This is a genomic window from Kosmotoga sp. DU53 (genome assembly GCF_001639905.1).
GTDB lineage: Bacteria > Thermotogota > Thermotogae > Petrotogales > Kosmotogaceae > Kosmotoga > Kosmotoga olearia.
This window is the reverse complement of the sequence record NZ_JGCK01000061.1, coordinates 89,056-110,040: the sequence shown is the minus strand read 5'-3', so window position 1 is coordinate 110,040 and position 20,985 is coordinate 89,056. Positions and strand designations below refer to the sequence as shown.

The 20,985-nt window shown below is 43.3% G+C and carries 20 protein-coding genes, 1 pseudogene and 1 riboswitch; of the genes and pseudogenes, 19 read left to right on the top strand and 2 right to left on the bottom strand.

The window, feature by feature from the left end; translation table 11 throughout:
* The first annotated feature begins 4 nt into the window (after positions 1–4).
* From DU53_RS08415 to DU53_RS08375, 9 genes and pseudogenes are all read left to right on the top strand, one after another.
* A complete protein-coding gene (locus DU53_RS08415) occupies positions 5–700 on the top strand; it encodes an isoprenyl transferase (protein ID WP_015868943.1) in 696 nt (231 codons plus the stop codon).
* Positions 690–1,544, top strand: coding sequence for a phosphatidate cytidylyltransferase (locus DU53_RS08410; protein WP_063728372.1), 855 nt, complete (start codon positions 690–692; stop codon positions 1,542–1,544). The genes DU53_RS08415 and DU53_RS08410 overlap by 11 nt, the downstream gene beginning before the upstream one ends.
* 18 nt (positions 1,545–1,562) lie before the next feature.
* Positions 1,563–4,185, top strand: a pseudogene (gene alaS, locus DU53_RS08405) (alanine--tRNA ligase).
* Entirely contained in the window at positions 4,142–4,615 is a 474-nt protein-coding gene (locus DU53_RS08400; protein ID WP_235599777.1) for a Mini-ribonuclease 3, read from the top strand. The pseudogene alaS and the gene DU53_RS08400 overlap by 44 nt, the downstream one beginning before the upstream one ends.
* On the top strand, positions 4,569–5,321 hold the full coding sequence (rlmB, locus tag DU53_RS08395; protein ID WP_015868939.1) for a 23S rRNA (guanosine(2251)-2'-O)-methyltransferase RlmB: 753 nt from the start codon (positions 4,569–4,571) through the stop codon (positions 5,319–5,321). Before DU53_RS08400 ends, rlmB begins: the two co-directional genes overlap by 47 nt.
* Entirely contained in the window at positions 5,318–7,126 is a 1,809-nt protein-coding gene (gene mutL / locus DU53_RS08390) for a DNA mismatch repair endonuclease MutL (protein WP_063728370.1), read from the top strand. Before rlmB ends, mutL begins: the two co-directional genes overlap by 4 nt.
* Positions 7,119–7,299: riboswitch (cobalamin riboswitch) on the top strand. (Overlaps the previous gene by 8 nt.)
* Positions 7,300–7,353: 54 nt before the next feature.
* Positions 7,354–8,247, top strand: coding sequence for an ABC transporter substrate-binding protein (locus tag DU53_RS08385; RefSeq protein ID WP_153020845.1), 894 nt, complete (start codon positions 7,354–7,356; stop codon positions 8,245–8,247).
* A gap of 2 nt (positions 8,248–8,249) precedes the next feature.
* The gene (locus tag DU53_RS08380; RefSeq protein WP_063728368.1) at positions 8,250–9,242 is read left to right on the top strand and encodes an iron ABC transporter permease; all 993 of its coding nucleotides are present in this window, start codon (positions 8,250–8,252) and stop codon (positions 9,240–9,242) included.
* Complete coding sequence (locus tag DU53_RS08375; protein WP_063728367.1) at positions 9,235–10,014, top strand: ABC transporter ATP-binding protein; 780 nt, start codon at positions 9,235–9,237, stop codon at positions 10,012–10,014. The genes DU53_RS08380 and DU53_RS08375 overlap by 8 nt, the downstream gene beginning before the upstream one ends.
* A 128-nt stretch (positions 10,015–10,142) precedes the next feature.
* Here the strand turns inward: DU53_RS08375 and DU53_RS08370 are convergent, their stop codons facing one another.
* Complete coding sequence (locus tag DU53_RS08370) at positions 10,143–11,531, bottom strand: Do family serine endopeptidase (protein ID WP_063728366.1); 1,389 nt, start codon at positions 11,529–11,531, stop codon at positions 10,143–10,145.
* A gap of 210 nt (positions 11,532–11,741) precedes the next feature.
* Between DU53_RS08370 and DU53_RS12930 the strand changes: the two genes are divergently transcribed.
* Genes DU53_RS12930 through DU53_RS08360 form a run of 3 tightly spaced genes read left to right on the top strand, consistent with a single transcriptional unit; the run spans position 11,742 to position 13,367 of the window.
* Positions 11,742–12,113 carry an SLC13 family permease gene (locus tag DU53_RS12930; protein WP_235599776.1) on the top strand — a complete coding sequence of 124 codons (372 nt, stop codon included), beginning with the start codon at positions 11,742–11,744 and terminating at the stop codon, positions 12,111–12,113.
* Positions 12,064–12,930, top strand: a complete 867-nt coding sequence (locus DU53_RS08365; RefSeq protein ID WP_235599769.1) for a sodium:proton antiporter — start codon at positions 12,064–12,066, stop codon at positions 12,928–12,930. Before DU53_RS12930 ends, DU53_RS08365 begins: the two co-directional genes overlap by 50 nt.
* 2 nt (positions 12,931–12,932) lie before the next feature.
* Complete coding sequence (locus DU53_RS08360; protein WP_015868932.1) at positions 12,933–13,367, top strand: CBS domain-containing protein; 435 nt, start codon at positions 12,933–12,935, stop codon at positions 13,365–13,367.
* 28 nt (positions 13,368–13,395) lie between these two features.
* Here the strand turns inward: DU53_RS08360 and DU53_RS08355 are convergent, their stop codons facing one another.
* Positions 13,396–14,463, bottom strand: a complete 1,068-nt coding sequence (locus tag DU53_RS08355; protein WP_063728365.1) for an alanine racemase — start codon at positions 14,461–14,463, stop codon at positions 13,396–13,398.
* A gap of 137 nt (positions 14,464–14,600) precedes the next feature.
* Here DU53_RS08355 and DU53_RS08350 point away from each other — a divergent pair, with 137 nt between their 5' ends.
* The 7 genes from DU53_RS08350 to DU53_RS08330 are packed head-to-tail and all read left to right on the top strand — an operon-like array spanning position 14,601 to position 20,971.
* Complete coding sequence (locus tag DU53_RS08350; RefSeq protein WP_082853895.1) at positions 14,601–14,993, top strand: DUF123 domain-containing protein; 393 nt, start codon at positions 14,601–14,603, stop codon at positions 14,991–14,993.
* Positions 14,974–15,768: an S-adenosyl-l-methionine hydroxide adenosyltransferase family protein gene (locus DU53_RS08345; RefSeq protein WP_063728362.1), complete on the top strand. Its 795-nt coding sequence runs from the start codon at positions 14,974–14,976 to the stop codon at positions 15,766–15,768. The genes DU53_RS08350 and DU53_RS08345 overlap by 20 nt, the downstream gene beginning before the upstream one ends.
* On the top strand, positions 15,746–17,032 hold the full coding sequence (locus tag DU53_RS08340) for a PAS domain-containing sensor histidine kinase (RefSeq protein WP_063728361.1): 1,287 nt from the start codon (positions 15,746–15,748) through the stop codon (positions 17,030–17,032). The genes DU53_RS08345 and DU53_RS08340 overlap by 23 nt, the downstream gene beginning before the upstream one ends.
* A gap of 1 nt (position 17,033) precedes the next feature.
* Complete coding sequence (locus tag DU53_RS12925; protein ID WP_082853894.1) at positions 17,034–17,381, top strand: response regulator; 348 nt, start codon at positions 17,034–17,036, stop codon at positions 17,379–17,381.
* 29 nt (positions 17,382–17,410) lie between these two features.
* The gene (locus DU53_RS12920) at positions 17,411–17,647 is read left to right on the top strand and encodes a sigma 54-interacting transcriptional regulator (RefSeq protein WP_082853893.1); all 237 of its coding nucleotides are present in this window, start codon (positions 17,411–17,413) and stop codon (positions 17,645–17,647) included.
* The gene (locus DU53_RS12915) at positions 17,619–18,374 is read left to right on the top strand and encodes a sigma 54-interacting transcriptional regulator (RefSeq protein ID WP_082853892.1); all 756 of its coding nucleotides are present in this window, start codon (positions 17,619–17,621) and stop codon (positions 18,372–18,374) included. The genes DU53_RS12920 and DU53_RS12915 overlap by 29 nt, the downstream gene beginning before the upstream one ends.
* A complete protein-coding gene (locus tag DU53_RS08330) occupies positions 18,371–20,971 on the top strand; it encodes a CBS domain-containing protein (protein WP_063728359.1) in 2,601 nt (866 codons plus the stop codon). Before DU53_RS12915 ends, DU53_RS08330 begins: the two co-directional genes overlap by 4 nt.
* Positions 20,972–20,985: the final 14 nt, after the last annotated feature.

The following is a 20,985-nucleotide window of genomic DNA, read 5'->3' as shown; positions in this document are numbered from 1 at the left end:
GCAGATGAAGATACCTACTCATATTGCTATCATAATGGATGGCAACGGTCGCTGGGCCAAACAAAGAGGATTACGGAGAACGGAAGGGCATAAAAAAGGTGCTGAGGTCGCAGACAGTGTTGCCCGATGGGCAGCGGAACTCGGGATTCGTTATCTTACTCTGTACGCTTTCTCCACGGAAAACTGGAAACGCCCGAAAGAGGAGGTTGAATTTCTTTTCAATTTGCTCGTTCGTTACATCAACAACCGCTTGAACGAGATCATTAACGAAGGTATAAAACTGAAATTTCTCGGGCGAATTCAACAACTGCCAGGAAATATACGCAGATTTTGTGAGAATATAGAACAGAAAACCGCAAAAAACGACCGCCTGAATTTGATCATTGCCTTAAACTATGGAGGACGTGCTGAGATCATAGACGCTGTAAACAAAATCCTCGCTGCCAAGCTCAAAAAAGTAGATGAACATATCTTTGAACGTTACCTTTATCTCCCCGAAATGCCGGAGCCGGATCTAATAATCAGAACTTCCGGAGAAAAAAGGCTAAGTAATTTTCTAATGTGGGAAAGTGCTTATTCAGAGCTGTATTTCTGTGAAAAGCTCTGGCCTGAGTTTACGAAAGATGATTTTTTACAGGCGATTGAAGATTATTCCAGAAGAAAGAGAAAATTTGGTGCGGTGATAAAGGATGAAGAGTAAATCGGATGTTTTCACAAGAATATTAACTGCATTGATCATTGGCCCATTTGTTGTACTGTGTTTTGTGAGTTACAAATCTCTGGTGGGATTGGTAGCGACTGTTGTCTTCTTTGCCTCTTATGAGTATTTAACCTTCAGTCTTAAAGGGCACGGGCACACCATTGTAAGGTTGCTGGTAAACGCCCTTGTGGTTCTCAGTACGATGTTTTATGGGCTTGCTTTGGAAAAATTTGTCTATTCCAACGACAACGCCAAAAGACCTGAACTTGTTTTTTTAATTATCATGATAGCCATTTCCTCCATCGTTATCTTTTCGATAAAGGACCCAAAAAAAGCTAAGGATTTTGTCGTAAATGGTATTTTTTCCCTTTTTTATGTAGCAATGAATCTATCTTTTTTCTTCCCCATATATCTAAAATTCGGGGCAAGTTTAGCGTTACTTACGCTGGTATCAGTCTGGGTATATGATGCGGGAGCGTACTTTATCGGAATGAGATTTGGCAGGATAAGAATATCACCTTCTTACAGCCCCAAGAAAAGCCTTGAAGGGGTAATAGGAGGGTTTGTAACCACATTCTTGTTCTTTCTTATATACGAAACCGCCAGGGAAATACTCCTATCTGGAGAGATTTTTACTCTCAGCGCAGTCAATTCATTGATACTTTCCGCCGTTGTAGCTTTCTTCGGCACGGTGGGCGATATTGTGGAATCATCATTTAAGAGGTATCATAATGTTAAAGATTCTGGCAGCATTCTTCCCGGGCACGGTGGAATGCTCGATAGAATAGATGGTTTGCTGTTTGTGGTGCCCATGTTTTACATTTTCTTGATATTATTCAGTTGAGGAGGGAAAGAAAGTTTTATGAGATATATGACCGGTCACGAAATAAGGGAAAGCTTCCTGAAATTTTTTGAAGTCAAAAAAGCACACGATTCTTCCAAGTGCTTCTCTAATACCCAATGATCCCCAACTGATGTTCACTGTAGCTGGTATGGTTCCGTTCAAACCGATATTCTGGGGAAAAATCGAACCCACCTATCCCCGGGTTGCCACCTGCCAGAAATGCGTCAGAACAGTGGATATAGATAACGTGGGACGAACACCCAGACACCACACGTTCTTTGAAATGCTTGGGAACTTCTCATTTGGTGATTATTTCAAAAAAGAAGCAATAGAATGGGCCTGGGAATATATAACCGAGGTTCTCAAAATCCCGGAGGACAAACTCTGGGTCTCCGTGTACCACGACGACGACGAAGCCTACGAGATATGGCGTAATAACGTGGGAATCTCCGAAAAGAGGATCGTTCGCCTCGGAAAAGATGACAACTGGTGGGGCCCTGCTGGCCCAACCGGTCCATGCGGCCCGTCTTCAGAAATATTTGTGGATACCGGAAGAACGAAGGACTGCCCGGATGTTGAAAACTGTTCTCCGGCGTGTGATTGTGGTAGATTCCTAGAATTCTGGAATCTGGTCTTTACTGAATACAACATGGACGGAGACGGTAATCTGACTCGTTTGAAGAAAAAGAACATAGACACCGGCCTGGGACTGGAACGGATGGCCGCAATCATGCAGGGAGTCAGTTCGAACTTCGAAACAGACATGTTCAAACCGATAGTGGAAAGAATAGAAGGATTGCTCAATGTAAAATACGGTGTTTCAAACAAAAGCGATGTTTCTATTCGCGTCATCGCCGACCATTCCAGAGCAATAACCTTTCTCATAACCGACGGCGTTCTCCCCTCAAACGAAGGCAGAGGCTACGTTCTCAGAAGAATAATGAGAAGAGCTATAAGACACGGGTCGTTACTTGGTAGCTCCAAACCCTTCTTGTATAAAATACCAGAAGTGGTTGTCGTGACGCTTGGAGATGTGTATCCGGAGATAAAAGAAAAACTCTCTTTTGTTGAAGAGATAACCCTGAAAGAGGAGGAACGTTTTCTCACCACATTTGAAAGCGGGACAAAACGCCTATGGCAAATCGTGGAAAAGAAAAACCGCCTGGACGGGGAAGATCTTTTCTTGCTTCACGATACCTACGGATTCCACCTCGAACTGGTAGAGGAGATTGTAGCTGAGAAGAATCTCCCTCTGGATAAAGAGGGCTTTAAAGCTCTCATGGAACAGCAGAGAGAAAGGGCAAGAAAAGCTGCCGGTAATGTGGAGTACGAAAAGGATTCTTCCTGCTACCGAAAAGCCTACGAAATCATTGGCGGAACGAAATTCGTCGGTTATGAAAAGCTCACTGTAAAAACGAAGATCGCGCATATACTCAAAGACGAGAAAATTACCGAAGAACTCTCCAAAGGTGAGAAGGGTGAATTGATATTTGATATCACTCCCTTCTATCCAGAAAAAGGCGGGCAGGTTGCCGACAGAGGCATCATAAAAACCGCTGAAGGCTTTGCAGAGGTTGAGCACGTATTTATTCCATTTCAGGATCTGATCGTTCACCGGGTTCTGGTAAAAAGCGGAAAGATAAAATCAGGAGATCTTGCCACACTAATTGTGGACAAAGAGAACCGAAGATCTACGGCTCGCAATCATACCGCCACCCACCTGCTACACGCTGCTTTGAGAAAAATACTGGGTGAACATGTTAAACAAGCTGGATCCCTTGTTGAAGCGGAAAGATTGAGATTCGACTTTTCCCACTATACCGCCCTTGATAAAGAGGAAATCCAAAAAATCGAAGAACTCGTAAATAGAAAGATACTGGAAGCTATTCCCGTCGATGTTGCAGAGAAGAGCTTCGAAGAGGTTAAAAATGAGGATGTCGTCGCCCTTTTTCAAGAAAAATATGGTGACCGCGTCCGTGTCGTATCCATAGGAGATTTTAGCAAGGAACTCTGTGGCGGAACCCACGTGAAAAACACCGGCGAAATTGGCCTGTTTAAGATTGTTTCAGAGTCTTCCGTTTCCGCCGGTGTTAGAAGGATTGAAGCCATAACCGGACTGAAATCGTTAGAGAAAATGACCGAACTTATGAATCTGGTTGAAGAGCTTAGAGCCGTTCTCGAAGTTCCACAGGAAGCCTTTGTGGAGAAAATCATCAACCTGAACGGAAAACTAAAAGACCAGGCAAAGGAATTGAAAAGATTAAAGGAAAAACTTCTATCCGGTGAAGGTGCTTCTTCACTGGAACGAAAACTCACACTCTATGATGCTCAGGTACTTGCAAGAGTTGTAGAAAACACCTCGATGGATGTTGTGAGAAATACCGCCGATGTTCTTATGCAAAAACTCGGTAAAGGTGTGGTCATCCTGTTCAATAGAATGCCGGAATCCGGAAAGGTTGTTTTTGTTGTAAAAGTCAGTAAAGAACTCCAACAGAAATACAGAGCTGGAGATCTTGCAAGAAAAATCGCCGCAGAACTTGGCGGTGGCGGCGGCGGAAGACCCGATTTTGCACAGGCTGGAGGAAAAAAGATTGAACGTGTCGAATGGGTCATCAAAAATCTTGAAAAGTTCTTTGTCTGATTTCGAAAATTTTTTTAGAACCGATATAGTACCGGAAGAATTATCGATAGATTCCCTGTCTTTCGTAGGAGATGCTGTTTATAGCCTGTATTTCCGTATAAAAACCCTCCGGTCGGCAAAAAGAAGAACAGGATATCAACACAATCTCACGCTTCTCTACGTCGAAGCAAAAGGCCAGAGAAAAGCACTCGAAGTTATAGAGAAATTTCTTTCAGAAGAAGAGAGAATAATTGTTCGCAGAGGATATAATTCTCGCGGTGCGAGAAAACGCGGTGATGACGAAAACTATAAATGTGCTACCGCCCTGGAAGCCCTCGTTGGGTATCTCTTTTTGAAAGGCCGGTATCGTCGTCTGGAGGAACTTCTGGAAAAGGTGGAAAATGATGTATCTTCATGGAAGAAATGTGCTGAGAGAGATTCTAAAACTTGAACCAAAAAAACTGAAAATAAAAAAGGTCCTCTTTACGGATCAGAAAAATGTTGACAGGGAGCTCGAGGAGTTGAAAGAACATACAGCTAAAAAAGGTTACAGAATGGAAGTCGTCCCTCCTGAAAAACTCTTCAACCTCTCCCGCGAAAAGAAACATCAGGGCGTTGTGATAAACCTCAAAGAATTCCCTTACACCTCTTTAGAAACACTTCTAGATAAAATTATGGAAAAAAAGCGCTCCTTACTGGTTCTTCTGGATAGAATTCAAGACCCTCACAATCTTGGAGCGATAATTCGGAGTTCTGTAGCCGCCGGTGCCGATGGCGTAATCATAACGGAAAAGGCGTCGGTAGAGGTAACACCGGCTGTGGTAAAGGTTTCCACAGGCCTGGTTTTCAGGATTCCTATCGTTCGCGTGGTTAACATGGCGCGAACAATTGAAACCTTAAAGGAAGAGGGATTTTGGACTTATGCTGCTACAATGGAAGGAGAGCCTTACTACTCGGTGAGTTTCACTGACAAAGCCGCTTTGATCTTTGGTAACGAAGGCAAAGGGATAAGACACCTGGTTAAAAAGAAAAGTGATTACCTCGTTTCTATCCCAATGTGTGAGGGTATCGACTCGCTGAATGTTGCCGCTTCAGCAGCAATAATGCTTTTCGAGTATCGAAGGCAATGGGCTTTGAGAGAAGGTGTGAATCCATGAAAATACATGAATTACCTCAGGAAGTGATTTTGAAGATCGCGGCAGGTGAGGTTGTTACCGGTTGTTTCTCAGTGGTAAAGGAGCTTGTGGAAAACGCTCTCGACGCAGAAGCTACAACAGTGGAAGTAGAGATCAAAGCTGGGGGAAAAGAATATATAAGGGTTTCGGATAACGGTATTGGCATGCTGCCCGAGGAACTCAAAATGGCTATAAAGCCACACACCACAAGCAAAATTCAGTGCATAGAAGATCTGGAAAGAATTCTGACATACGGATTTCGTGGCGAAGCGCTCTCAACCATCTCCAGCGTTTCAAGAATGCGTATTTCATCGATGCCTGATAACGCTGATTTAGGGTTGACTATCGAAATCTCTGGCGGGAAAATCGTCAGGGAAAAGTCATATATCGGACCAAAAGGGACAACCGTTGAGGTTTATGACCTGCTTTTCAATACACCTGCCAGAAGAAAATTCCTGAAATCTCAAAGAGTTGAAGGAAGAATGGTTACAGAGATCGTGCAAAGGTTCATTCTGGCTATCCCGGACGCCGGATTCAAATACATTCGCGACGGTGAACTTATTTACGATCTCACCCCTGCAGAAAGAATTCTTGAAAGAATACCTGTAGTTTTTCCAGAACTCTCTACAACCGACTTGCTGGAGGTTAAAGAAGAAACCAGCGGGATCTCAATAACAGGCTACATCACTTTCCCGGAAAGAACCCGGTTCAACAGACTCGGTGAGATGGTGTTTGTCAACGGGCGTTATGTTAGGCAACCGGAGCTAAATTACGCCATAGAAAAAGGCTACGGAGAATCACTTGAAAAAGGGCGTTTCCCCTTCGCTATTCTGTTCATTTCGGTAAATCCGGAAATGATAGACGTAAACATCCACCCTCAAAAACTCGAGGTTCGTTTCTCCAACCCTTCCCTTGTCTTTGACGCAATCAGAAGAGCCGTCAGAAATACTTTGCGAACGTCCGGAACATCAATCCTTCGCATAGAGAAAAGACCGTTCCCAGGTAGTTCAACCAACTACTCCGGAATACAACAGGACACTAAAAAACAAGAGTCTGACAACCCAGAAAAAGCCCGGGGATACGGAACACATTTGAGAGAAACACACTGGGAACAGCGCGATCATTTTGAGAAAAGAAAAGTACCTCTACACTACCAACCAGATAATGAGTTGCTGTTGAATATCGAAAGAATTGCTTCCAGACGCTTCGAAAAAACAGAAGCAAAAGAAACGGGTGAACCAAGATTATTCGGAGTATTCGGCGAGCGTTATATCCTCGCCGAAACAAAAGATGGTCTACTGATAGTCGACCAGCACGCTGCACATGAAAGGCTCATTTATGAAAAATTAAAGAAAGCTGCAAAGATACAAAGTCAGAAATTACTTTCGCCCATCAGGTTAACCCTTGAGGATTCAAGGAAGTCCCTTTTAAGAGAAAAGAAAAATGATGTTGAAAAACTGGGATTTCAAATTTCCTTCGAAAGTGATAGAATCTTTTTGACGGGTATTCCTTCAATACTTTCGGAAAGTGTTGCCGTTAACGCATTGAACGAAGTCTTAGACGAGCTAAGGCTGGAAGGACTCGAGGAACCCGAAAAGATTTTCGACCATCTTTTGTCAACGCTTGCGTGCAAATCAGCGATAAAAACCGGTGATCGTTTGAGCGAGAGTGAAGCTAAAGAACTTTTAGAAAGGTTACTGGAAGAAGAGATACTGTTCTGTCCACACGGAAGGCCGGTATCGATGTTGATCCGATTTAAAGATCTGGACAGACACTTCTCAAGGTAAACGCATAACTGGACAACAACGTCGGGATCAGGGAAACCGGTGAAAATCCGGTGCGGGCCCGCCACTGTGAGTGGGGACAAAATCCGCAATTATGCCACTGGCGAAAGCTGGGAAGGCGCGGAGAGTAGGATGATCCACGAGCCAGGAGACCTCCCCGACGTTTAAGGTTCGCCATCCCTTCGAGGCTAAAGGGATGGTGAAAATTCGTTCCTATGGAGGTGTTTTTCGTGAAAAAGGTTTTGTTTTCACTCTTTTTTGTTACTATTCTCGCTGCTATGGGACTGTCCCTGGTCATCGTTGATGATCTTGGCAGAATGGTGGAGATATTTAAGGCACCATCAAGAGTTATAGTTGCCGCTCCAGCTGTTACAGGCTTCTTGAAAACCCTGGGATTGGAAGACAAAATAGTTGGCGTTACCGATTGGGATCCTTACGCATTTGAAAGCAACGTTGAGAAGATCGGAAACCTGGTGCCTTTAAATCTGGAAAAGATACTCCTTTTAGAACCTGACATCGTATTTCTTACGGGCGGCTTTCAGGAACCGGAAGTGAAAAAACTCGAGAATATAGAGGTTACCGCTGTTGTGATAAACGCAAATTCCATTGAAGATATCTACCGCGATATCGTTCTCATAGCCTCAATATTCGGGATAAACGATAAGGGAAGAAACATTGCTGCTGATTTCAGAAACAGGGTACTTCAGATAGCCAAGAAAACCTATTCCGTTCCTCAGGAGGAAAGGCCAAAGGTTTTTCTCGCCATGATCTCCTCGGAAATCAACGAAATCTGGACCTGTGGAACGGGTTCTTATTTGAACCAGATAATCGCCTACGCCGGCGGTGTCAACGTTGCCGCTCCATACACCGGAAATAACGGCTGGTTCCCGGTCAGTCCGGAATTCGTTCTCAAAACATCTCCGGATGTAATACTCGTTCCGTATTATTACGAAGGAGGTCAGCAAGAAGCCGTAAACAAAATCCTGAATTATAAACCTTTCGCTTCGGTTCCGGCTGTTAAAAATAAGAGAGTCTATCCCATAGACGGGAACCTCATGTCTTACGCAAATCCAGATATCATAATCCTGTTGGAGCGACTGTACCAGCTTTTCTACGGTGAATAAATGTGAAACGATTCGTTTTATTCCTTTTGATTCTTTTTAGCTCTTTATTTCTAATAATATGGCTCTCCAGCCTCGGTACCGTCAGGTACTCATTGTTTGAAGTACTCAAAATAATTAGCGGAAAACTTCTAGGACCCAAAGCGCACCTCTACATGAATCTCCGATTGCCAAGAGTAATTGTAGGACTGCTGATAGGTGCCGGATTGGCCGTTGCTGGAGATGGCCTTCAGTTAACTTTAATGAACCCTCTCGCCGATCCCTATATCATAGGGATATCGGCGGGAGCTTCTTTTGGTGCAGTATTGAGCCTTGTTCTTAAAGAGAGTGCCGGTATCTTCATAAGTATGGAGGTTCTTTCCTTTATCTTCGCCCTTATCTCCGCCTTCCTCGTTTATTATCTCGCAAAGAGGGGAGGAAGGGTGCCGGTAACCTCTTTGATTTTAAGCGGTGTGATAATCTCTTTTCTTTTCAATGCAGCGGTCACTTTTCTTGTGGTTTTTGCGTGGAAGAACGTTTTGAGCCTACATTTCTGGTCGCTTGGCTCTCTTTCGGGCGTGACATGGGACGATGCTCTGAAACTATTGCCCGTTGTAATTGCAGAGGTAATCATCTTCTTCTTTTTAAGGCAGAGGATGCTGATAATCGCGATGGGGGAAGAACACGCCATAACCCTTGGAATCAATCCGGAAAAAATAAAGGTGACTGTTTTCTTTACCGTAGCACTGGTTTCGGCGATTTCCGTAGCTACAGCGGGATTGATAGGCTTTGTCGGGCTTATTATTCCTCATATAACTCGTCTCATCTTTGGCGTTGACAGCAGATTCAGCCTCTTTTCAAACGTTGCCATAGGTGGAATCTTTCTCATCGCCTGTGACAGTTTCGCAAGAACCTTTTTCCAACCTACAGAACTCCCGATAGGAGCCGTAACAGCTCTCGTGGGAGCTCCAATCTTTATCTATCTGATGCGTCGCAGAGAGGCGATTTCCCGTGAGTAACTTTTTCGTAAGAGTCGAAGGGCTCACTTATCGTTACACGAACGAAGAGGTCCTCAAAAACATAAGTTTTTCCGTTGAAAAAGGCAAGGTTTTAAGTATCCTTGGACCTAACGGAAGTGGAAAATCCACGTTGTTGAAGATAATAGTTGGTATCTTGAGAGATTACAGCGGAAGCGTAAAGATCCTCGATAAAGAAGTAAAAGAGTATTCCATAAAACATCTAGCAATGATCGCTTCTTATATTCCACAGGAGTTTTCACCTGTTTTTGACCTGAAGAACTTCACAATAGTCTCTTTTGGAAGGAATCCCCATCTTTCGCTTTTTCGAGGACTCAACAAAAGAGATTATGAAATAATAGAATCTTCGATGAAAAGCACAGAGGTTTACGAATTCAGGGAAAGACGATGCTCCACCCTCAGCGGTGGTGAAAAACAACGCGTTATCATTGCAAAATCGTTGGCACAGGAAGGTCAGCTCCTACTCCTGGACGAGTTCACCACACACCTCGATCCCGGTCACTCACAAAAGCTTCTGGACCTTACCCTGAATCTGATTAAAACCAACAACCTGACGGCGATAATGGTTGCCCATGATGTGAACCAGGCTATAAAGGTATCGAGTGAGATTATGTTTCTGAAAGACGGAAAGATAATCTCAAAAGGCCACCCTGAGGAAGTGATTACTGAAGAGCTTCTGGAAAAGGTTTATGGTGTGAAGTCGAAGATAATCAAAAATCCCATAAATGGAAAACCTCTGGTAATTTTCCATTGATTTTTGGCTTTAAGCAAGGTTATGCTATAATCCCTTGTGTACCCGTAACAGGGGAAAAGGGGGGAGCGCCGCGAGGAGCACACCGTTACTGGTGACGCGGCGCTTTTTTATGTCCGTTTATATCGATATCAGTAATATCTGAATGAAGCTACAAACCGTACACCCTCATGCAATATGAAGAGTGCTACATAGTCCCCTCTTTCAAGGGATTTTATTACCTTTTCGTAATCCTCCAGACTGGATATTTCTTTCTGCTTACCGTTGATGCTGATTCGAATAATGATATCGTCCTTCTTGATTCCAAGCTGCGCTGCATAGGCTTTAGCTTTAACATCACGCACAATTACACCATTGATCTCCTCCGGAATTGAAAGCCTTTCCCTGTCCCCGGGTAGCAGGTTTCCCAAAACCAATCCTAATTTGTCATCTGAGTACTGTGCATTCGATTCGCCGGAAGCGTTATCCTGATAACCAAGGACAACATCGAAAGTGATCCTCTTGCCGAACCTGTCAACCGTTATCGTAACTCTGGCTCCCGCGGGATAGTTGTGTACCGCCGCTACAAGTTCTGAAGAGCTGCGAATATCAAGGCCATTCAGTTTTATAATGACGTCTTGAGGTTTTATACCGGCTTTTTCCGCAGGAGAATCCTTAAAAACATCGGTGACTAGTGCACCTTCATCAACCTTTAGGCCCAGCGATTTAGCTGTGCTTTCGGTAACCGTTGTGACGTAAACGCCAAGGAAAGCTTTTTGAACAGTCCCTGTTTTGATTATAGAATCCACAAACCTCATGGCCATATTGATCGGGATCGCAAAGCCAAGCGTTGTCCCATACTGGGGAGAAACGATGGCTGTATTGATCCCAATAACCTGACCGTGAATGTTCAAAAGCGGTCCACCAGAGTTTCCTGGATTAATCGCCGCGTCCGTTTGAATGAGATTGGAATAATAACCATTTCCTCCCGGTTTCGGAATCTGCCTTCCTACCGCACTCACAACACCTACCGTCACCGTATGCTGGAATCCAAGAGGATTCCCAATAGCTATCGCCCATTCGCCTATCTGAAGCTTATCAGAATCGCCTATTTCAAGAACAGGGAGATCCTTTCCGTCAGGATCTATCTTGATAACCGCGATATCGAGTTCTTCATCCCCACCGATATACTTCGCCGGGTATTTGCTACCGTCCAGCAAAGTAACCATTATCTTGTCAGCGTTATGGACAACATGTTCGTTGGTAAGAATGTAACCCTCTTTATCAAATATGAATCCAGAACCAAGTGCTTCTGCTTTTCGCTCTCCAAAGGGAATCTCACCGAAGAATTTTCTAAAAAACTCATCAGTGAAAGGATCGAAGGGACTATAACGCTGAGTGGTTACCACATCGATCTTTACGACTGCGGGTGCTGCTACTTCCACAACCTTCACAATGGGACTTTCATAATCTGGATTCACATATGCCAGACCCAGGGTTGCAAGAAGGATCACGAGAGAAACAACAAAAAGTCTTTTCATATTTTCTACCTCCCTCCTCTTCATCAACTGTGTGGCAAAAAATTGGGTTCATTTTTTGAGACTTTGCGATTATTCTGATGGTTCAAAAGTGTTATACTTATTCGGGGTGATCGCTTGGAAAAGATCTTCGTCTCAGTAGTATTTGTCGTAACTTATCTTTTAATTATTCAGGGAAAATTCAAACGCTCCATCGTAGCTTTTGCCGCGGGCATGATCATAATCCTTTCAAAGGTAATTGAAAGCTTCAATACAACTGATGTAGGTCAGTATATTGATTTCAACACCATCGGTCTTCTCATTGGAATGATGATAATCATAGCTATACTTCGAACCACAGGCTTTTTCGAGTACGTTGCTATACTCGTTGTGAGGCTTTCGAAAGGAAATATCCGACTTCTTTTCTATTTTTTCATGGTTACGATAGCTGTGTTTTCCGCTTTCCTGGACAACGTTACCACCATTCTCCTTTTTTCTCCCATCCTTTTTCTTGTTGCTGATTCTCTGGGGGTTTCTCCTGTCTTCTTTTTTAATCATGGGAGTTATATCCGCAAATGTCGGGGGCACCGCTACCCTTATCGGTGACCCACCAAATATACTGATAGGCTCAGCAAGTGGAAATGGGTTCCTCGACTTTATCATTAATCTGGGGCCGCTTGTTCTGGTAACTCTCGGTATTCTTCTTTTGTACATGGATCTCACCGTCTTCAGAAAGTACTCGGGTTTATCCCGAAAGTTAAAAAAACTTTCAGCTGTGGACGCTTCTAAGGTAATCAAATCTCAAAAAGAGCTGTACAAATCCCTTGGAATCTTCGTGGCTGTCATCATTGGCTTCATACTTCATGAAACCCTTGATTATGAAACGGCCAGCATCGCATTGACAGGCGCGGCAATCTCTATGTTGCTATCTCAAAAGAGCGTTGGTGAACTGTCAAGAGATATAGAATGGGATACAATCTTTTTCTTTATGGGATTGTTTATGGTTGCCTCCGCGCTTCAGGAAGTTGGTATAACCGACCTGATATCCTCCTCCATTGCCGGCCTATATAATCACCCTCTCACCATATTCATGGTCATGCTGTGGCTCACAGCTATCATGAGCGCTATAATAGGTGCGGTCCCTACGGTGACCGTCATGATACCTATCGTAAAATCTCTGATAGCTACACACGGATTTCCAGCGGATATCTGGTGGGTTTTATCCATTGGAGCGTGTTTTGGTGGAAATGCCACACTCACGGGTGCAGCAGCGAATATGGTAGGAGCTGCCCTGGTTGAGAAGCATACAAGAAAGAAATTTGGATATTTGAATTATTTAAAACTTTCCATGATACCCACAATGATCTCGCTAGGGCTGGGAACCATCTATGTGCTTGTACAACTTTCGATGGGAGGTATGTGAGAATGCTGGTAAAGGATATTTTCAATTCCATAACCCTTGACGCCCCTATTGTTAAAGAGAATGCGGCTATACAGGATATAGTCAAAGCGCTCCTGGATCATCCTCTAGCGAGAACGGTCTATGTAGTCGATGACAATGAAAAGATCGTCGGAATGATACCCGTGCTTTACCTCTTAAAAATATCCGGATATGAGTTCTACGGAATCATTCAACCCGGAAGCCTTTTTGCCAAGACAATAGAAATAATTACGGGTAAAAAAGCGAAAGATATCATGTTCGATCCTATAACGGTTACCGAAGAAACCACCCTGGATGAAGCTTTGAGGTATATGATAGAAAATGAGGTCCAGGAGATTCCCGTCATTGACAAAAACGGCAATATACTTGGTGACCTAAACTCACTGGAAATTCTCAAGGCACTTTATGATGTTAAATAACCCACTCGCACCTCTCAGAGCGAGTGGATTATTCCCATCGATAAACCTTTTCAATATATCTGGAGGTCATCACTCTTAGTAAAGCACCATAAGACATTTTGAAGGCAATGATATCGCCTGTTTTGTAATCAACACTGGATTCCGTCAAATCAACTATAAGATGATCGCTGGAAGCGTGCAATATTGAGATTTTCGAATCCAGCGGTGTAAGCCCTGACGGAATAACATCCAGTTCACCCATATCGAGAATGGCCCTCAATCTTGGCCCTTTGTCTTCAAAAACCGGTATCCTTCCAAAAGCATCCCTGCCTATTTCACCTTCCGGAACCGAGGGTTTTGTTTTCAATTCTATGATCTCACCGTAGAGTATGAACGTATCCTGCCTCGTTCCTGGAACCACCCTGTTGTTGGTAACATCCGTTCCGCAAACGATCGATTCACCCAATCTGAACTGGTTTATCCCTTCCGGGCACGTGTTGTTTTCAATAAGAGGTAACGAAGCTGTATTGCCCGCAGAATAAATCTCCAACTTTACACCGGTCCTTTTGTAAAGTTTTTCACCAAGGTCCAGCAATATTTCAAATTTTTCAGGAGTTGCCAGTACCCCACCGTAACAGCCAAGATTCGTTCCAATACCAGCTAAATATCGACCAGCGATTTTTACAGCCTCTTCAAGTTCCGGAATAGCTTCTTTATACCAGACACCTTCCCGGAGGTCACCGGTGTCGATCATATAAATCATCCTATGGTATTTTCTCAGATTGGGAGCTTCCATAAAGCAACCCAGCATATCCAGATCCGATACCAGAAAGACATCAGCAACATCCAGGGCTGCAGACACTCTGCTCCTTTGAGGAGGACGTAAAAGCATAAAATTGGCGTTATCCATACCTGAATTTCTGATTCTGATGATATTCTCAATCCTGGACTCACCTATTGTCTTCACACCAGCCTCAACTATCGCGGATGCGATTTTTTCATCTCCACAGGTAACCTTGGTTACACCAACAACTTCAACACCGTAACCAGCACATAAATTCCTCAAATAGGAAGCATTCATTTTCACTCTATTCGGATAAATCTCCACAAATGCCATAAATATCAACCTCCTTAACGATTATACCAATTTCGTAAAAAAGCTACCCTCGCACCAACACAGGAGAACTGTAAACCTCAATTTATCGTATAATTTATTAGGGTGATATCCTGGATAAGGGAAGTTATATCTTATTTTTGCAGGTAGATTCTAATGTAAATCTCAAAACCAAAGCCAGATCATGGGAACTGAAGCCAGGGACATATGCTTATATCGGCTCAGGGATGGGAGGGTTGACCTCACGGGTTAAACGTCATCTTATTGGTGGTAAGAAAAATCACTGGCATATAGATTTTCTTTTACCTCATGCGAAGGTTTTAGGGGCTTTGTTGCTTCCCTCTAACAAGCGTGAAGAGGATTTCTGGTCTGTGTTTGTTGGTGAATATTCCGTGGAAGTCGTTGAAGGATTCGGTTCGAGTGACCGCGATACGGTAACGAATTTATACCGATTGAAGGATGAAGAACTGGAAAAAATGCTTACAAATATACTGAGAAAACGGAGGGAGATAAATGATTGCTTTCATGAGTGATTGGGGTTACGACAGTTATTATGTAGGTGTAGCAAAGGCTGTTATTCGAAGCATTACAAAGGAAGAAATAATCGATATAACGCACAATATCGACCACTTCAACATCAGGATGGGAGCCCATATCTTACTCAGAGCGTCTATAGATTTTCCAAAGGACACAATTTTTTTGTGTGTAGTTGATCCCAGCGTCGGAACATCCAGAAAAGCCATAGCCATGCGAACCAAAAATGGAATGACTTTTGTGGGACCGGATAACGGTTTATTCACCTTTGTGGCTGAGAAGTATGGCGTTCATGAAATAAGGGAACTGGACAACAAAAAGTACTACTACGGGCATTCCACGACCTTCCATGGCCGAGACATCTTCGCAGCTGCAGCTGCGCATCTGGCAAACGGTCTTGAGCTTTCCAGAGTGGGATCTCTGCTGATGAACTACGAGGTATTACGATACAGAAAATCCCATATAAAAGGTAATTCAATCATCGGTGAAGTAGCTTTCTACGATCACTTTGGAAACATGGAAACAAATATCCCCGAACAACTCTTAAAAGCTGTCAATCCCAATGAAGGAGAGAAAATTCTCATTAAATACGGAAAGAACGAATTCGGGGCTACCTTTGGAAAGACATACTTTGATGTTAGACCCGGTGAAATTCTCGTCCACATTGATAGCAGTGGCTTTATAGAAATCGCTGTGAATGAGGGAAGTGCAAAATCTCTTATCAAAGCGAGAGAAGGTGAGTTGATAGAAATTGTTCCTAACAAGATGGAATAAAGAGGATTTCAGAATACCGTTGACCGTTGCTATCTGGACTTTTTTGAGCGGTTTTGTTGTGTTGTTCTTGTATGGTTCGCTATCCGTCAGTAGTTTTGTAGCGCTTATGGTTGCAGCAGGTGCAGGTTTTCTGGTTTCCCATTACCTTTTTAACATCCCTCTTTTTAAGCTTTTGAACGCTTTCGCCGGGAGAATGGAAGTTCCCCCGGGGAAACTGCATGGCATCTACCGCCAGATCTACGAAGCTTATAAGAATGTTGTATATCAGTTAGGACAGGAATGGGAGCTTTACAGAAAGCTGTATTCAGATTTTGCCGAGGTTCTGGATTCTCTCAACATCGCTATTGCCATAATCGACGATTCCTTTCAAATCAAGATAGCAAATAAGGCCTTCAAGGAATACTTCCTTGAGAGGCACAATACCAAAGCAAAGGATTTTAGAGCTTTAATGAAGCGTAGTGGTTTCCGCTTTTCGCTTGAAGATGGAAACTATGAGATTTACTCCCGCCGTTTGAAGAAGAGATTCCTTGTCTCCATCGTCAGGAAGAACAAAGGGTGGATCGTCAGTTTCTCGGATGTAACTGCCTACTGGAAAACAAAACGGCTTCTGGAAAAAACCAGAAAATACGCAGTCAGTGCTGAAAGCGTCGCAGATCTTGCACACGGTCTCAAACAACCTCTTGCAACCATACAATTAACCTTTGATATGTATATTCGCACGAAGGATGAGAAATATCTGGAGCAACTCAAGAGAAACCTGTCAGAGTTTCGCGAAAAAATCGCTGCGGTTCTGCAGTTGTACCATTTCGGAGAAGATTTTGGAGAAGTAAACCTTAAAGATTTGCTCGAAAGAATTATGGGATATATGAGTTCCATTGCTGAATCCAGGAAGGTGCATCTCTCCTGTCGCTATCACGGCGATGGGAAGATTCAGGTTCAGGCACACAGGCTTGAGAATGTTTTGAAAAACCTGATCTTGAATGCTATAGAAGCCTGCGAAAATGTTGACGACGCGTCGGTTACCGTTAAACTTCGTGAAGGAAGCGATATCATAACAGTCATTATCTGTGACAACGGTCCTGGAATAGAACCAAAAAACGCTGAGAAAATATTCAAGATATTCTTCACCACGAAACCACAGGGAACAGGGCTTGGATTAGCTTTAGCCAAAAGCTTTTGCGAGGACAATGGTGTTATATTAAGATTTAAGAGTATCCCTGGAAAGGGTACCGTTTTTTCGCTAACGATGAAGAAGGTGGAGTGAAATGCAAAGAAAATTACTGGTTGTGGACGATGATATGGCATTCAATTTAATACTTTGCGAAGCACTGGAAAGCGAAGGATATCTCGTAACAAAAGCCCACGATCTAAAAAGCGCAAAAGAATTGCTTCAGGAAGAAAGTTTCGACTGTGCTTTGCTCGACGTCAGGTTACCTGATGGTGATGGAATTGAGCTGATAGACCTCGCTAGAAGTCAGGGGACTATCGTCATCGTTATGTCTGCCCACGGTAACATAGAAACTGCAGTTTCAGCGGTAAAGAAAGGAGCTTACAATTTCCTTGAGAAACCCTTCGATTTGAATCATGCGCTCGTAGAGGTTGAGAGAGCCTAAAGTTCGCTGAGCTTCAACGGGAACACCGCTTGCTGCTGAAAAAAGTCAAGCAGCTAGGCTTTACCGATGAGTTACTCGGCGTTTCGGAGTCAATTGTTTCAATAAAGAAACTCATAGAAAACATAGCACCCAAAAAAGTAACCGTACTTATTCAGGGCGAAAGCGGCACAGGAAAAGAGGTTATCGCAAGGATGATCCATAAACTTAGTGGAAGAAATGAATTTGTTGATATAAACTGTGGGGCAATCCCTGAAAATCTACTTTGAAAGTGAGATCTTCGGATATGAAAAGGGAGCCTTTACCGGTGCTGGAGATTCGAAAAAGGGGCTTGTGGAAGAAGCCGACAGGGGAACGCTTTTCCTGGACGAAATTTCTGAATTACCAATAACACTTCAACCAAAACTGCTCCGTTTTATTGAAACGGGCACCTTCCAGAGAATAGGGAGTACGAAGAGGAAAAAAACAGATGTCAGAATAATCTGCGCTTCCAATAGAGACCTGGAAAAACTCGTGGAAGAAGGGAAGTTTCGTGAGGACCTGTTTTACCGTCTCAACGTCGTGCGTATAAAGCTCCCGCCATTAAGAGAGAGGCCGGAAGACATTGCGATTCTCGCAAAACAGTTCGTCAAAGACATCTCTGCGGAACTCGGCTTGAGAAAACGACCGAAAATTTCCGAAACCTTTATTCAGGCGTTGATGAACTATCACTGGCCTGGAAATGTCAGAGAACTGAGAAACTGTCTTCTATCAATACTCGCAGTTCACGATAGTTCTGAGACACTTGAAGAATGGATGCTTTTCGATGTACTTGGGTCAAGAATAGATAATTCCAGAGGTGCCTCCAATGAAGATTTGACCCTGGAGGAACTCGAGAAGCGTTACATACGCAAGTTGCTGAAAAAGTATTCCGGAAATAAAACGAAGGTCGCTCAAGTACTTGGAATCAGTAAGAGCACTCTCTACGAAAAACTCAAAAGGTGGGAACCCTTTTGAAAATTATAACGACGCATGTTAACCCTGATTTTGATGGGGTCGCTTCAGCGGTAGCGGCCCAGAGGCTTTTCCCTGACCACCAAATCGTTTTTGGTGGAAAACTTGATGAAGAATTACTTGATTTCATCGAAGAATTTTTCCCGTTTCTGTCCTTCAGAATGGACGAAGACCTGACACTAACGAGTATTTCTTCCCTGGTAATCGTGGACAATTCGGATTATGATAGACTACCCGAAAAACTCAAACCCTTCGTGAAAGAAGTCTCGACAATTGTATATGATCATCACGAAACAACAGCAACCCGCTGGGAAAAGCTATATACAAAAGATCTTGGAGCGTGCATCACCCTTATTTCAACGCTTCTGATGGAAGCCGGTATAAAGATAACACCCGCTGAAGCAACGTTGTTCCTGACGGCACTTTATCGGTCTACACTCAACTTCACCCTGGCAACAACGACTCCCCAGGATCTGAAGGCCGCATCTTGGCTGTTGGAATCTGGAGCATCCTTTGAAGGGGTCTTAAAATACCTGAAGGTTAACCTTTCTGATGAACAACTAAAACTATACAGAAAACTGCTTGAAACGGTGAAAAAGCTTATCGTTGACGGAATTGAAGTAGGAATTGCAGCCGTTGATTATTCCGCACTTCCCTCAGGCATATTCGAAATAGCAGACCGTATCTGGCGGTTTCTCGGTTACGATAACTTGATACTACTCATAAAATCAGGGAGACGCGTATTCATCATAGCGAGATCGCGATACAGTGAAATAGATTTTGGACGCATCTTTGAGGATGCGAATCTGCTATCACATCCTTTCTACACTCTGGGCTACTTGGACAACGTTTCCTTACAGGAGGTTGAAAAAAAGATAATCAGTTCATTGAAAGAGAATGTCCTGGAATTTGTTAGGGTTAAAGACATCATGTCATCGCCGGTGCGAACGGTTCTCGCGGATATGCCCGTAAGTGAGGCTGCAAGGATAATGGCAAACACCGGTCATACCGGCCTCCCGGTAATAGATCACGGAAAACTTGTGGGAATGATCGTGTGGAAGGATGTTCAAAAAGCATTGAAACACGGACTGGCCAACGAAAAAATAAGGGAAATCATGACAACGGAGCTCGTCACGGTGAAACCAACAGATTCAATCGGCGAAGCCATGAGAAAAATGGTTGAAAAAGGTGTGGGCAGAACACTGGTGGTGGAAAACGGAGTTCTTACCGGAATAGTTACCCGTAGCGACATAATGAGAAGCCGATACATATTGAAAGGACAACAGGATCGGTTTATTGGGTTCGCCACACCGATAACAACAAAGGTAGATAAACTGATCGAGGAAAGACTTCCAAGAAGAATCCAGACATTGCTGCGCTTTCTTGGCGTCGTTGGAGACGAACTTTTGATGCCCACATATCTCGTTGGGGGAATGGTCAGAGATCTTTTGCTGAATATACCAAATTACGATATCGATGTCGTTGTTGAAGGTGACGCCAGGATTTTCAGTCACACCGTCAAAAGGTATTTCGATGTGAAAATCGTCGAACACAAGAGTTTTAAGACCTCCTCGATATTCTTCAGTGATGGTGTGAGAATAGACGTAGCAACGGCGAGAACTGAATTTTATGAAGAACCTGCTGTCCTTCCAAATGTTGAAACAAGCACAATAAAAAAGGATTTGTACCGTAGAGACTTCTCGATAAATGCCATGGCAATAAAACTCAATCATGAAGAATATGGTCTTTTGCTTGATTTCTTTGGTTGTAGAAAAGATCTCGCTAAAGGCATAATCCGCATTCTCCACAATCTGAGCTTTATTGAAGACCCAACAAGGATACTCAGAGCCATACGCTTCGAACAACGCTTCGGGTTCAAGATCGAAGAGAGAACGTTGCAACTGTTGAAAAAAGCTGTGAATGATGGTTACCTTGAAAGAGTCACCGGTCAGAGACTGAGAGATGAGCTGGAGAAAATTCTTGCCGAACCTGAACCTCAAAACGCAGTAAAAAGGATGACAAAACTTGATATTCTCAAACATTTGTTTCCGGGAGTTCGTCACAGCAAAGAGCTCCAGAAACATTTTGACCGGCTGTTCACAAGATGGGAAACTATTGAGAAACTAACAAATGAAAGCAGAAAAATAACGGTTATGGTGATGCTGGTTCTCGAAAATACTCCAGAGGAATCAACAGACTGGATAATATCAAGATATGGTTTCCCCAAACGTCTTCCAGAAGTTCTGAAAAATAGTCTAAGGATATTAAAAAAACTCCAAGAAATGGAGGACTGGAGATTTTCCAATCTATACAGACTGATGGAAAGACCATCGGCAGAGATTTTTCACTTTATCGATGCACATTTCGATGAAAAAAAGTCGAACATTCTGTTGAAATATCTCAAGGCTCTTGAAAGCAATAAACCAAAAGTAAATGGTGGAATTTTAATCCAGAAGTACGGCTTGAAAGAAGGCCCAGAGATAAAAATGATACTGAAAGAATTATACTGTGCACGTCTTGAGGGCTTACCAGAAAGTGAGGAAGAGGCTTTTGTCAGAAAGCTTCTAAAAGAACCCCCGGAAATGAGGGGAAAACGCTAATCGAGGAGGTAAAC

What these genes read in the sequence shown, in the direction of transcription:
- DU53_RS12930 (WP_235599776.1), top strand. Translation starts at nt 11,742, where the DNA reads ATGATCATAATCCTTTCAAAGGTAATTGAAAGCTTCAATACAACTGAT.
- DU53_RS08345 (WP_063728362.1), top strand. Translation starts at nt 14,974, where the DNA reads ATGATTGCTTTCATGAGTGATTGGGGTTACGACAGTTATTATGTAGGT.
- mutL (WP_063728370.1), top strand. Translation starts at nt 5,318, where the DNA reads ATGAAAATACATGAATTACCTCAGGAAGTGATTTTGAAGATCGCGGCA.
- DU53_RS12925 (WP_082853894.1), top strand. Translation starts at nt 17,034, where the DNA reads ATGCAAAGAAAATTACTGGTTGTGGACGATGATATGGCATTCAATTTA.
- DU53_RS08365 (WP_235599769.1), top strand. Translation starts at nt 12,064, where the DNA reads ATGGGAGTTATATCCGCAAATGTCGGGGGCACCGCTACCCTTATCGGT.
- DU53_RS08410 (WP_063728372.1), top strand. Translation starts at nt 690, where the DNA reads ATGAAGAGTAAATCGGATGTTTTCACAAGAATATTAACTGCATTGATC.
- DU53_RS08360 (WP_015868932.1), top strand. Translation starts at nt 12,933, where the DNA reads ATGCTGGTAAAGGATATTTTCAATTCCATAACCCTTGACGCCCCTATT.
- DU53_RS08370 (WP_063728366.1), bottom strand. Translation starts at nt 11,531, where the DNA reads ATGAAAAGACTTTTTGTTGTTTCTCTCGTGATCCTTCTTGCAACCCTG.
- DU53_RS08415 (WP_015868943.1), top strand. Translation starts at nt 5, where the DNA reads ATGAAGATACCTACTCATATTGCTATCATAATGGATGGCAACGGTCGC.
- rlmB (WP_015868939.1), top strand. Translation starts at nt 4,569, where the DNA reads ATGTATCTTCATGGAAGAAATGTGCTGAGAGAGATTCTAAAACTTGAA.
- DU53_RS08355 (WP_063728365.1), bottom strand. Translation starts at nt 14,463, where the DNA reads ATGGCATTTGTGGAGATTTATCCGAATAGAGTGAAAATGAATGCTTCC.